Annotated in this window: 14 protein-coding genes; 6 read left to right on the top strand and 8 right to left on the bottom strand. The window is 58.2% G+C overall.

What is annotated here, in order from left to right; all coding sequences use genetic code 11:
- Position 1: 1 nt before the first annotated feature.
- The 4 genes from AC27HQ_RS11345 to mreB all read right to left on the bottom strand — a co-directional run bounded on the left by AC27HQ_RS11345 (position 2) and on the right by mreB (position 3,147).
- Positions 2–589, bottom strand: coding sequence for a Maf family protein (locus tag AC27HQ_RS11345; protein WP_487156278.1), 588 nt, complete (start codon positions 587–589; stop codon positions 2–4).
- The gene (gene mreD, locus AC27HQ_RS11340; protein ID WP_487156277.1) at positions 589–1,062 is read right to left on the bottom strand and encodes a rod shape-determining protein MreD; all 474 of its coding nucleotides are present in this window, start codon (positions 1,060–1,062) and stop codon (positions 589–591) included. Before mreD ends, AC27HQ_RS11345 begins: the two co-directional genes overlap by 1 nt.
- Positions 1,052–1,993, bottom strand: coding sequence for a rod shape-determining protein MreC (gene mreC, locus AC27HQ_RS11335; protein ID WP_487156371.1), 942 nt, complete (start codon positions 1,991–1,993; stop codon positions 1,052–1,054). The genes mreD and mreC overlap by 11 nt, the downstream gene beginning before the upstream one ends.
- A 116-nt stretch (positions 1,994–2,109) precedes the next feature.
- The gene (gene mreB, locus AC27HQ_RS11330) at positions 2,110–3,147 is read right to left on the bottom strand and encodes a rod shape-determining protein MreB (protein WP_487156276.1); all 1,038 of its coding nucleotides are present in this window, start codon (positions 3,145–3,147) and stop codon (positions 2,110–2,112) included.
- 261 nt (positions 3,148–3,408) lie between these two features.
- Between mreB and gatC the strand changes: the two genes are divergently transcribed.
- The 4 genes from gatC to AC27HQ_RS11310 are packed head-to-tail and all read left to right on the top strand — an operon-like array spanning position 3,409 to position 7,084.
- The gene (gene gatC, locus AC27HQ_RS11325; protein ID WP_487156275.1) at positions 3,409–3,696 is read left to right on the top strand and encodes an Asp-tRNA(Asn)/Glu-tRNA(Gln) amidotransferase subunit GatC; all 288 of its coding nucleotides are present in this window, start codon (positions 3,409–3,411) and stop codon (positions 3,694–3,696) included.
- 31 nt (positions 3,697–3,727) lie between these two features.
- Positions 3,728–5,179 carry an Asp-tRNA(Asn)/Glu-tRNA(Gln) amidotransferase subunit GatA gene (gene gatA, locus AC27HQ_RS11320; protein ID WP_487156274.1) on the top strand — a complete coding sequence of 484 codons (1,452 nt, stop codon included), beginning with the start codon at positions 3,728–3,730 and terminating at the stop codon, positions 5,177–5,179.
- A gap of 18 nt (positions 5,180–5,197) precedes the next feature.
- Positions 5,198–6,646 (top strand): Asp-tRNA(Asn)/Glu-tRNA(Gln) amidotransferase subunit GatB, encoded by a 1,449-nt coding sequence (gene gatB / locus AC27HQ_RS11315; protein ID WP_487156273.1) that lies wholly within the window; start codon positions 5,198–5,200, stop codon positions 6,644–6,646.
- A 45-nt stretch (positions 6,647–6,691) separates the two neighbouring features.
- Positions 6,692–7,084 carry a septal ring lytic transglycosylase RlpA family protein gene (locus tag AC27HQ_RS11310; protein ID WP_487156272.1) on the top strand — a complete coding sequence of 131 codons (393 nt, stop codon included), beginning with the start codon at positions 6,692–6,694 and terminating at the stop codon, positions 7,082–7,084.
- On the opposite strand, the gene AC27HQ_RS11305 is transcribed toward AC27HQ_RS11310, so the two are convergent.
- On the bottom strand, positions 6,984–7,748 hold the full coding sequence (locus tag AC27HQ_RS11305) for an alternative oxidase (protein WP_487156271.1): 765 nt from the start codon (positions 7,746–7,748) through the stop codon (positions 6,984–6,986). The two genes, AC27HQ_RS11310 and AC27HQ_RS11305, sit on opposite strands and share 101 nt — an antisense overlap.
- A gap of 185 nt (positions 7,749–7,933) precedes the next feature.
- Here AC27HQ_RS11305 and AC27HQ_RS11300 point away from each other — a divergent pair, with 185 nt between their 5' ends.
- Positions 7,934–9,991, top strand: coding sequence for a BCCT family transporter (locus AC27HQ_RS11300; RefSeq protein WP_487156270.1), 2,058 nt, complete (start codon positions 7,934–7,936; stop codon positions 9,989–9,991).
- Between the two features lie 72 nt (positions 9,992–10,063).
- On the opposite strand, the gene AC27HQ_RS11295 is transcribed toward AC27HQ_RS11300, so the two are convergent.
- Positions 10,064–10,645: a YajG family lipoprotein gene (locus AC27HQ_RS11295; RefSeq protein ID WP_487156269.1), complete on the bottom strand. Its 582-nt coding sequence runs from the start codon at positions 10,643–10,645 to the stop codon at positions 10,064–10,066.
- 171 nt (positions 10,646–10,816) lie between these two features.
- Between AC27HQ_RS11295 and AC27HQ_RS11290 the strand changes: the two genes are divergently transcribed.
- The gene (locus tag AC27HQ_RS11290) at positions 10,817–11,056 is read left to right on the top strand and encodes a hypothetical protein (RefSeq protein ID WP_487156268.1); all 240 of its coding nucleotides are present in this window, start codon (positions 10,817–10,819) and stop codon (positions 11,054–11,056) included.
- Positions 11,057–11,147: 91 nt separating this feature from the next.
- Here the strand turns inward: AC27HQ_RS11290 and AC27HQ_RS11285 are convergent, their stop codons facing one another.
- Both AC27HQ_RS11285 and AC27HQ_RS11280 read right to left on the bottom strand, forming a co-directional pair.
- The gene (locus AC27HQ_RS11285; protein WP_487156267.1) at positions 11,148–11,438 is read right to left on the bottom strand and encodes a PA4642 family protein; all 291 of its coding nucleotides are present in this window, start codon (positions 11,436–11,438) and stop codon (positions 11,148–11,150) included.
- 100 nt (positions 11,439–11,538) lie between these two features.
- Positions 11,539–12,027 carry a hypothetical protein gene (locus AC27HQ_RS11280; protein WP_487156266.1) on the bottom strand — a complete coding sequence of 163 codons (489 nt, stop codon included), beginning with the start codon at positions 12,025–12,027 and terminating at the stop codon, positions 11,539–11,541.
- Positions 12,028–12,073: the final 46 nt, after the last annotated feature.

The raw sequence follows: 12,073 nt of genomic DNA, 5'->3' as shown, positions 1-12,073 counted from the left end.
TTCAGGGCTGTTGCCAGCAGGCGACGCCAAAGCTGCGCAGTAGCGCAGCCGTTTCCAGCAAGGGTAGCCCGACCACGGCACTGTAACTGCCTTCGATGTGTTCGACGAATACCGCGCCCAACCCTTGAATACCGTAGCTCCCGGCCTTGTCCTGGGGCTCGCCGGTTAGCCAGTAAGCGTGGATTTCACTGTCAGCCAATACCCTGAAACGCACACCTGTACGCACCGACTGATTGACCAGTCGCGTCTGATCGGCGACCGCAATCACACTGAGGACCTCATGGGTTCTTCCTGACAGGGCACGAAGCATGGCAAAAGCCTCGTCGGCATCGGCCGGCTTACCGAGAATCCGGCCACCGAGAATCACCGCCGTATCCGCTGCCAGGACCACAGCCCCAGCGGGAACGCGCGCAAGGCCCGCCTCAGCCTTGGCCCGGGCAACCCGCGCAACATAGTTATCTGGCGACTCACCAGGCAGCACCCGCTCATCCACATCGCAGGCAAATTGATGGTGCGGCACACCGATCTGGCTCAGCAATTCACTGCGCCGCGGTGAGGCCGAGGCCAGATACAGATCGGGCGCGATCATCAAAGCAGGTGGAAGCGGCGTCTGACGACCCGCAATACGGAAAACAGCCAGGGCCAGAGCAGTGCACTGACAACCACAGGCAACAGAAACAGCAGGGTCGGAGGACGATTGCCCGCCAGGCTGTTGAGCCACAACAGCAACATCTGGGCAATTCCCAGTACCGGCAACATGACCATGCTCTGTTGCCAGATCGGAAAGCGCCGGATGCGTTGATGCAGCAACAACACCATCCAGGCGACCAGGGTCATTACCAGGGCGTGCTGGCCGAGCAACTGCCCATAGAGCACGTCGGAGGCCAGGCCGGCCATCCAGGCCGTCAGCAAGCCAACCCGGTGCGGCATGGCCATAACCCAATAGGCCAGCACCATGGCCAGCCACATTGGCCGCGCCTGATCGATGGGTGATGGCATGGGCATAACACTGAGCAGCAGCGCAACCAGTATCGTCAAACCGATTATCAGACTAGTTCGCATCGGTTTGCTCCCCGTCCGTTACCGGTGCGACCGGCTGCTCGCCCGCCGCCTCAGGTGTGGTGTCGGTGTCAGCCTCGGCAGCGGAGACGTCCAGCTCGACCGCCGGCAGCTCGTTGCCATAACCGGAGGCGACACTGAACACCAGCAGCATGTATCGACTGCGGTTGACCTGGGCGGTCGGAGCCACGCGCACATCTGCAAAGGGCTGCGCCGGATCCTGGGTGATAGAAGTAACGCGGCCTACCGGGTAGCCAGCCGGAAAGCGCTGACCCAGTCCCGAGCTGACCAAAATGTCATCGACACGGATATCGGCGGTATCGCCAACAAAACGCAGCTCCAACCATTCGTTATTACCGGTGCCGGCAGCGATCGCGCGCAGACCATTGCGGTTGACCTGCACTGGCAGGCTATGGGAGGCATCCGTGATCAATAGCACGCGGGCGGTGTAGGGCATGACTTCAACTACCTGACCCATCAAGCCGGTGGCATCCAGCAGCGGTTGACCAAGGAAGACACCATCCCGCTCACCCTTGTTGATCAGGATGCGCTGGGTAAAGGGGTTGGGGTCTACACCCACCAGCTCGGCCACCAGTACCCGCTCATCGACCAGCGATGAAGAATTCAGCAGTTCGCGCAGACGCACATTCTGCTCTGTCAGCGCGGCCAGCTTCTGCAACTTGCTTTGTATCAGCAGGGACTCGGCACGCAGGCGCTCGTTCTCCGCCATCAGGTCAGCGCGACTGGTCAGCAGTTGATAGGTGTTATCCCAGGCTCGGGTCGGCAGGTCGGCAATATAGTAGAGCGGCGTAAGGACCAGATTCAGGTTCGAGCGCAGCGGTTGCAGGGTAGTAAAGCGCGCATCCACCACCATCAGCGCAATGGACAGCACCGACAGGACCAGAACACGAAAGCCCAGCGACGGGCCCTTGATGAAAAGCGGTTTGATGGTGTTGTCCTCGCAACTCAGGATAGCCTGCAGTCAAGGGCTGGATCGCTGGCAACCGAACATCTGAATGGCTGCCGCGCTGGATCCGACCCGATTGCACATCACTCAGTAGAGAGCAGATCCATGGTATGCATGTCCATCATTTCCAGCGCCTTGCCACCACCACGGGCAACACAGGTCAGCGGCTCTTCGGCAACGATCACCGGCAGGCCCGTCTCCTGGGTCAGCAACTTGTCCAGATCACGCAACAGGGCGCCGCCACCAGTCAGAATCAGGCCGCGCTCGGCAATGTCGGATGCCAGCTCCGGCGGCGACTGTTCCAGGGCACTCTTGACGGCCTGAACTATGGTCGCCAGGGATTCCTGCAGGGCCTCAAGCACCTCGTTGGAGTTCAGCGTAAAGGCGCGTGGCACCCCCTCGGCGAGGTTACGGCCACGGACATCGACTTCCAGCACTTCACCGCCAGGAAAGGCGACGCCGATTTCCTGCTTGATGCGCTCAGCCGTGGACTCACCGATCAGACTGCCGTAGTTGCGGCGTACATAAGTCACGATGGCCTCATCAAAACGATCGCCGCCGACCCGGACCGATTCGGCATAGACCACACCGTTAAGCGAGATCAGCGCGATTTCAGTGGTACCGCCACCAATATCTACTACCATGGAGCCGCGAGCCTCTTCAACCGGCAAGCCGGCACCGATAGCGGCAGCCATGGGCTCTTCAATCAGAAAAACCTCACGGGCACCGGCACCCAGAGCCGACTCGCGGATGGCACGACGCTCAACCTGGGTTGACTTGCATGGCACACAAATCAACACCCGGGGGCTAGGCTGGATAAAGCTGTTTTCATGGACCTTGTTGATGAAATACTGCAGCATCTTTTCACAAACACTGAAGTCGGCAATAACGCCGTCCTTCATCGGACGAATGGCTTGAATGTTGCCTGGGGTGCGGCCCAGCATGCGCTTGGCCTCGGTGCCGACAGCCACCACGCTCTTCTGGTTGCCGTGGGTACGAATGGCGACAACGGAGGGTTCATTCAGAACTATGCCGCGGTCGCGGACATATATAAGCGTGTTGGCTGTGCCCAGGTCGATGGAAAGATCACTGGAAAACATGCCACGAATTTTTTTGAACATGCGATGAGTACACCCTGGTACGCGTGGGTTAATCGTAAAAGAAACACTGATAAACTACCTGACAGGAGCAACACACTGAGAGCAGGTAACTGATCGGTACTTCCGGAAGTGTCGCAACTCTAACAATGGCGGGGTTTTTGGGCAAGGCACGACTATGGTAAATTCGCGCCTTTGTGTCGATAACCTCGACAATATCACCCCACGTTAAGGGCAAGTGGTCGTTTGACCACTGTTCAGTCCTAACCCGACGGAGAACGGCACATGGCTTTAGACCGCACCGAGGTGGAAAAGATCGCCCATTTGGCAAGAATAGCCCTGGATGAACAGGATATTCCCGCCACTACGGCAAAACTGTCCGGCATCCTCGAATTGATCGACAAGATGCAGGCCGTCGACACCGCGGGCATCGAGCCCCTGGCTCACCCGCTGGAAACCACCCAGCGCCTGCGCAACGATCAGGTAACCGAACAGAATCAGCGCGATGCCTACCAGGCCATTGCCCCCGCGACCGAGGCCGGCCTGTACCTGGTCCCCAAGGTTATCGAGTAAGCCCGCCGCGCTATCAAACGAGAACTGCCCCATGCATGAGAAAACACTGGCCGAGCTGTCACAGGCTCTGCACAGCAAAACCCTTTCCAGTGTCGAGCTGACACAACATTACCTTGACCGGATAGAGCAGCACGATGCCTTGCTCAACAGCTTCATAACCGTCACGCCGGAGCTGGCGCTGGCCCAGGCTGCGGCCGCTGACCGTCGGCTGGCCGATGGCAGCGCGACGGCCCTGACCGGCATCCCGATTGCGCACAAGGATCTGTTCTGCACCAGCGGCGTACGCACCAGCTGCGGCTCGAAGATGCTGGACAATTTCATTGCGCCCTACGAGTCGAGTGTCACCGCGCGCTTTCTCGACGCCGGCAGCGTGATGCTGGGCAAGACCAACATGGATGAGTTCGCCATGGGCTCCTCCAATGAGTCGAGCTTCTACGGTGCGGTACGCAACCCATGGAATACCGAGCACGTGCCGGGCGGTTCCTCCGGCGGATCTGCCGCTGCCGTAGCGGCACGTCTGTGCGCCGCTGCCACCGGCACCGATACCGGCGGCTCAATCCGCCAGCCAGCCGGTTTTACTGCGCTGACCGGCCTGAAACCGACCTACGGCCGGGTCTCACGCTGGGGCATGATCGCCTATGCGTCCAGCCTTGATCAGGGCGGCCCGATGGCGCGCAACGCCGAAGACTGCGCGCTCATGCTGCAGGTCATGGCCGGCTTCGACCAGCGCGACTCAACCAGCGTCGACCAGCCGATTCCCGACTATTCAGCCAGTCTCAACGACTCGATCAAGGGCCTGCGCATCGGCCTGCCGAAGGAGTACTTTGCCGCCGGTCTGGACACGGCCACCGCTGATGCCATCGCGGCGGCAGTAAAACAACTGCAGGCCCTGGGTGCCGAAATTCATGAGATCAGCCTGCCGAATGCCGAACTGGCGATCCCCGCCTATTACGTGATCGCTCCGGCCGAGGCCTCATCCAACCTGTCACGCTTTGATGGCGTTCGTTTTGGCTATCGCTGTGACAGCCCGGCCGATCTGACCGACCTGTACAAGCGCTCTCGCGCCGAAGGCTTTGGTGCCGAAGTCAAACGTCGGATCATGGTCGGTGCCTATGCCCTGTCAGCCGGCTACTACGATGCCTATTACCTGCAGGCACAGAAAATCCGCCGCCTGATCAAGAACGATTTCATGGCCGCCTACCAGCAGGTTGATGTGATTCTCTGCCCGACCTCGCCGACCCCGGCGTTCCGGATTGGTGAAAAGATCGACGATCCGGTCAGCCTGTACCTGACCGACATCTACACCATCACCGCTAACCTCGCCGGCGTACCGGGCATTGCCCTGCCAGCCGGTTTTGCCAACGACCTGCCCATCGGCATGCAACTGCTCGGTCCGTACTTCAGCGAAGCCCGCCTGCTGAACATTGCGCACCAGTTCCAGCAGGTCAGCGACTGGCACACCCGCACGCCAAGCGGCTTCTGAGAGGACTGAGGACAGACTATGCAATGGGAAATCGTAATCGGGCTGGAAATACATGCCCAGCTCACCACCGCCTCAAAGATCTTCTCCGGCAGCGCCACGACCTTTGGTGCCGAGCCCAACACCCAGGCCAGCCTGATTGATCTGGGTATGCCCGGCACCCTGCCGGTACTGAATGCCCAGGCAGTGAAGAACGCGGTCAAATTCGGTCTGGCTATCGATGCCGAGATCGGCATGAACAACGTCTTTGCACGCAAGAACTACTTCTATCCGGATCTACCCAAGGGCTACCAGATCAGCCAGATGGAGCTGCCGATTGTCGGCAAGGGTTTTCTTGATATCACCCTGGAGGACGGCACGGTCAAGCGCGTTGGCGTGACCCGCGCGCATCTTGAAGAGGATGCGGGAAAAAGCCTGCATGAAGATTTTCACGGCATGAGTGGTATCGACTTGAATCGCGCCGGCACACCCCTGCTGGAAATCGTCTCCGAACCGGACATGCGCAGTGCCAAGGAGGCCGTGGCCTACGCCAAGACCATCCACTCGCTGGTGCGTTATCTGGGCATCTGCGATGGCAACATGGCAGAAGGTTCGCTGCGCTGTGATTGCAACGTGTCGATCCGCCCCAAGGGCCAGATCGAGTTCGGCACCCGCTGTGAGATCAAGAACGTCAACTCGTTCCGGTTTATCGAAAAAGCCATCAATACCGAAGTCCAGCGCCAGATCGAACTGATCGAAGATGGCGGCAAGGTGATCCAGGAAACTCGCCTGTACGATCCAAACAAGGACGAGACGCGCTCCATGCGCAGCAAGGAAGAAGCCAACGACTACCGCTACTTCCCCGATCCCGATCTGTTGCCGGTAGTGATTGAGCCGGCCTTTATCGACTCGGTACGAGCGGAACTGCCAGAACTGCCACAGCAAAAGCGCGCGCGCTTTGAAGCCGAGTTCGGCCTGTCTGCCTATGACGCCAGCGTATTGTCCGCCCAGCGCGAAATGGCTGATTACTTCGAAGCTGTGCAAAATGCCTGTGGTGATGCCAAGCTTGCCGCCAACTGGGTGATGGGCGAGCTGTCCAGTCTACTGAACAAGTCGGACCTGGATATCGAGCAGTCGCCGGTCAGTGCCAGCCAACTGGGTGGCATGATCGCACGGATCAAGGACAACACCATCTCCGGCAAGATCGCCAAGATGGTCTTCGAAGCACTGGCCGCAGGTGAAGGCGACAGTGCCGATGCCATCATCGAAGCCAAGGGCCTGAAGCAGGTAACCGATAGCGGCGCCATCGAGGCCATGCTGGATGAGGTGCTGGCGGCCAATGCCGAGCAGGTCGAGCAATACCGTGCCAGCGATGAAAACAAGCGCGGCAAGATGTTCGGCTTCTTTGTTGGTCAGGCGATGAAGGCGTCCAAGGGCAAGGCCAACCCGCAACAGGTCAATCAGTTGCTCAAGCAGAAGCTTGAGGGCTAGGCTGATGATCACCGGCAGGCGCAAGCAACCCGGGCAGCAGGCAGCATGACAATCCGGCTGCCCTGCCTGTTACTGCTGATAGCGGCTGGTAGCCTGCTTGTCCCTGCCAGCGCGTCCAATCCGGAACCGCCTTTTTTTGAAGTGGGCAAGGCATCCTACTATGCCTCCCGGCTGCATGGCCGGGCCACCGCCAGCGGCGAGCGCTATGATCAGACCGCATTGACCGCCGCACACCCGCACTTGCCCTTTGGCACACAGGCCTGTGTCACCAACCTGCACAATGGCCGTCAGGTAGCGGTGCGCATCAACGACCGCGGCCCCTTCACCGGCAACCGCATCATTGACCTGTCCCGTCAGGCTGCGGTGCAGATCGACATGCTGCGCTCCGGCATTGCCCGAGTTGAAGTTCACCTGTGCCCTGCCGAGTCGCAGGACTGAATAACACCTGGCTTTTCAGCAGCGGCTGAACTCCATCCCTTTCGGCCAACTGGTCGGCAAAGCCATGATTGACATCGCGGTGCCCGGCTTCATCGGCCCTGACAACCTGGATTACATCGCGCAGACGCGCCTGCGATCCCAGCGACCAATAGTCGATGGCAATCTGTGGGGCGGGGATGTTCTCGTAACGCCCCTCATCCACACCGGCCAGGTATTCGGTGTAGCTGAAGACCGCCTCCTCTTCGAGATAACCGACTATGCGATGTGCCGTCCGCGAGGAACACAGATACAGGACAAAGAACAAGTTATAGAACAACCCCTGCGCTATCACGATAAGCAGGCGCTCCAGAGCACTGGGCTTGGCGATATGCACAAAGGTCATCAGATGCATGCGCTCGTTTTCCGCCTCATCCAGCAGCGTACGAATCCAGCCGTCGTCATCCTTGAGCCGGCGCAGCGAATGCAAATGCTGTATGGCACCACCGACCATGCCCGGGACCGCTGCCACGGTTTCCAGCACAACAGCGCGATGGCCATAACGTCCGGCAAAGAACACATCGGCAAAAAAACGCATGAACTTGACCGTACCCAGCGCAATGCGGTCTGACAGCGTTACAGGCTGCTGGTGACGGTTCAGGTCAACCTCGGTTGTCGCGTCAATCATAGCAAGCCCTCTATTAAGCCAGTCCAGTACCACCATAGAACCGACAGATCTGGATAACAATCAGACGGAATGTCGCAGTTATAAACAAAATTGCTACAATGCAATTCGATTAGCGCTTAATTAACTCCAATCTTTTGCTGATTCAGGCCCTAATCAGGCCAGAACTCTGACACAGGACAGCACACATGACTGACAACAGGCTGCTGAAGAACTCGACCATCCTACTTCCGGTTTTTGCCCCTGCGGTGATCGTCACACTGCTATTGGTGATCGGCACCATCAGTAATCCAACCCTGGCAGGAGAGGTCTTCAGTGCCACGCTGGCCTACATCACCAAAACCTTTGGCTGGTTCTATATGCTCGCGGTAGCCATCTTTCTGGTGTTTATCGTGCTGGTCGCCTTCAGCAAATGGGGACACATCAAGCTCGGTCCCGATCATTCCGAACCGCAATACAGCTTCCCAGCCTGGTTTGCCATGCTGTTCTCTGCCGGCTACGGTATCGCCCTGCTGTTCTTTGGCGTGGCGGAACCGGTGCTGCATTACGCGGCACCGCCGGCCGGAGCGGCTGAAACCGTGGATGCCGCCAAGCAGGCCATGCAGATTGCGTTTTTCCATTGGGGGTTTCATATCTGGGCCATCTACGGCCTGGTCGGACTGGTACTGGCCTACTTTGCCTTTCGCCATGGTCTGCCGCTCTCGATGCGTTCAGCCCTGTATCCGTTGATCGGCGATCGCATCTACGGTCCTATAGGTCATACCGTGGATGTCTTTGCCATTCTGGGCACCCTGTTTGGTATTGCCACTACTCTGGGGCTGTCGGTCTCACAGATCAATGCCGGCCTGAACTACCTGTGGCCAAGCATACCGGTGGGTGCCACAGTACAAATCATTGCCATTGCCGCAATTACTACACTGGCACTGATCTCGGTTCTGGCCGGGCTCGACAAGGGTGTGAAAAACCTGTCAATCGTGAATATGGTGCTGGCCGTGGCGCTGATGCTCTTCGTCTTCAGCGTCGGGCCGTCCATCTTCATCCTTGAGACCTTTCTGCAAAATACCGGCAGCTATCTGAACAACATTGTCGAACGTACCTTCAACTTGCAGGCTTATACCCGCAGCGATTGGATTGGCAACTGGACCCTGTTCATCTTTGGCTGGACCATTGCCTGGGCGCCCTTTGTCGGTCTGTTTATTGCCAAGATCAGCCGCGGCCGCACCATTCGCCAGTTTGTCGTAGGCGTCATGCTGGTACCGACGATTTTCACTTTTCTGTGGTTCTCCATCTTTGGCGACACCGCACTGCACCTGATCATGAATGAAGGCTATACCGCCTTGATCACCGAGGTGCAAAGTGACACGGCAATTGCGCTGTTCAAACTCTTCGAGCGCCTGCCTCTGACCTCCATTGTGTCCTTTATCACCGTGATCCTGATCATCACCTTCTTCGTCACGTCCTCGGACTCAGGGTCACTGGTCATTGATTCTCTGGCTTCCGGCGGTTCCACGGCCACTCCGGTCTGGCAACGCGCTTTCTGGTGCATTCTTGAAGGGGTGGTAGCCTCTGTACTGCTGGTAGCGGGTGGCCTCGGCGCCTTGCAGACCATGACCATCGCCAGCGCCCTGCCCTTTGCCATCATCATGCTGATCGCCGCCATCGGCATGTGGCGGGCACTGATCATTGAGGGGCATCGTGACCAGAGCCTGCTGCACCACATGCAGGCCAGTCGACATAGCACGGGCAATCCGACGACGACATGGAAAAAACGTCTGACCGGCATCATCAACTTTCCCGACCGTGCATCAGTTGAGCGCTTTATCTCGGGAACCGCACTGGAAGCCATGCAGAGTTTGAAACAGAGCCTGACAGAGCAGGGCTGGCCAACCGAAGTGCAGTACGACAGCGACCACAGCCGCGCCTACATCGAAGTGATCAAGAGCGATCAGCTGGATTTCATCTATGAAGTGCGCCTGCGCGAATATGCCCGTCCAAGCTTTGCCTTTCCGGAAATGAGCCGCTCAGGTTCCAGCGAGGAGCATTATTATCGGGCCGAGGTGTTTCTGCGGCGCGGCGGGCAAACCTATGACGTCTATGGCTACGACCAACAGGAAATGATTGGCGACATCCTCGATCACTTCGAGAAATACCTGCATTTCCTGCATATCAGCCCCGGCCAGTTGCCCTGGAACATGACCGAGCATGACGAGATGCTGCAGGAAGGTATGGGCGAAGCTAAAGCCTGAGATTCAGACCAAAGACGCGAAGAACTGCCAGGCCACGCAGCTATCGGCTCGGCCTGGCAGTCATTGAGACACTTACTGCTGCAGAATCCGCGCGATCTCAGGATCCTTGAATACCCGCGTCAGGGCATCGCTCATAACCTCACTGACCAGACGGGTGTTGGTCTGCTGATTGGGCGCATAACCAAAACGGTGCTGGGCCGAAGCGCCATAACGTCCCTGGTACTGCTGATTCAGAGAGCGCGCTTCGGCAGCGAAAGTGGCGCTGATAGTGGCCTCAGTCACATAGGTCGTGGCCGGTGACTGATAGCGCAGGTCGGCCAGACTCAGCGTCAGTCTGTTGGCATTCGGCGTACCCTCGGGCACCACATCAAAACCCAGCTGACGCAACGCCTGCTCAGTCTGCTGACGCACCAACTGCAAAGCCTGATCATTGATAGTGATGCTGCTGGAATCCGGATAGATGCCACCGCGGGTACCCAGGATTTTTGAGCTACGGGTGTCCTGTACCGTCACTACCACCGGCTGTTGGCGCGCTACCGGATTCAGCGGTACCAAAATTTGAGGTTGAACATTGAGTTGTTGCGGGCTGTGGGCACAACCGACCAGCACCAGTGCAGCGCCAGCAAGTACCCACGTGGCAAGACCTTTGAACATGACACCGTCTCCTAATGATTGAAAAGCGGATGGCCAGCTAGCGCCGACTGAACACCCGTTTGGACTTGCCAAGCATACAGGGGTTCAACCTGCATCGGCAGTTTTGCTTCTGTCACGCCTTTGCAACACGCATAGATCAGACTGACACTCTATTCAAACGGGAGTCGCGCCATGTTTGCTCTGTGGAATCGTCGCCAGCGCCGCCATCGTCACTTCGCCATGCTCGATCAGCAAGGGCGTTGCCGGGCACTCTGGACCCTGAACCACCCCCCCGAACAGGGCACTTGGATTGAAGTCGATGAGGCGGACCTGTCACTGCTGGGCAAACAACTGACCGAGTTGCCACCGGTGCTAAGCCTGTGCGCGGCGAGAACCGCCCCGCAGTCGATCCATCACCAGCGCGCCGCCTGACACAGGAAGGTCTAAAAAACTTTCCGACGACTGCAAGGATGCCGGCGTTTGGACGAAGAGAAGCCAACGCAGAACGTTTTTAAGGGGCTCCCTATTGGGCGCCAGCGGCTTCCATGGCGGCCACATAGTCCTCAGCCTGAGCATGCTCACGCAGCACCTGCAGGAAACTGCGGTCCTGGGCATCCTTGGCATTCAGGTCAAAACCCGCCGCGCTGAACAGTGCCAGGAAGTGTTCAAAATCATGAGCCCGCAGGCCCCGGTAGGCGCGGGTCAGAATATGTTGATCAACCGATTCACCGGCATACGGACGGGCCTCCAGAAAAGCCGCAATCTGCGCCTCTGTCATCGGCTCGCCAATCACCTTCTGCTTGTCTTTACGCATAATCTGTCTGCCCGCTTCGAATTCAAAAAAGTGACGCCATTGTACTCAGCCTGACCCTGGTTCACTAGGGAGGTACCGAAGAACTAACTGAATTGACGCCTCAACGCCCAATCGGATCAGTATGGACATCAGTCCAGACCGTACCGTTACCGTAGAAGCGTGCCTGAACATAGACGGGCTGCGATCCCTCGAGCAAGCGCAACAACAGCTCCAGCTGGCCCGCCGGCATGCTCATTTGCAAGGTCTGGCTGACCGGATCAATGCGCGCCGGTCTGGCTCTGACGCCAGCTTCGGTAAAACTGATGCGGGCCTGACGCACAGGACTGCCATGGATCAGCGACTGACCGGCCAGGCGCATCCAGATACCTGAATCCTGCGAGCCTGGGGAGGTATTAGTACGATATTCGGTGCCCAGGGTCAGGCTGTAGTCCTGTACCTGAAACAGCATCTGATCGGGCTTATCCTGTCGCACCCCATGAAGGTCATCCGGCAAGGCCAGATCGTGCGGCAGAACGACCGGGTTAGCCATAGGTGCACTACAGGCCAGAATCAGGAGTATGCTAAAAAGACCCTTGCTTCTGTACGTCATACTTTCGCCCCAAGGATTGAAAAGTCTGTTGTGGCATCCACCCGCC

The sequence above is a fragment of the Halopseudomonas sp. 4NH20-0008 genome (assembly GCF_057548395.1).
This window is presented reverse-complemented; position numbering and strand designations above follow the sequence as displayed.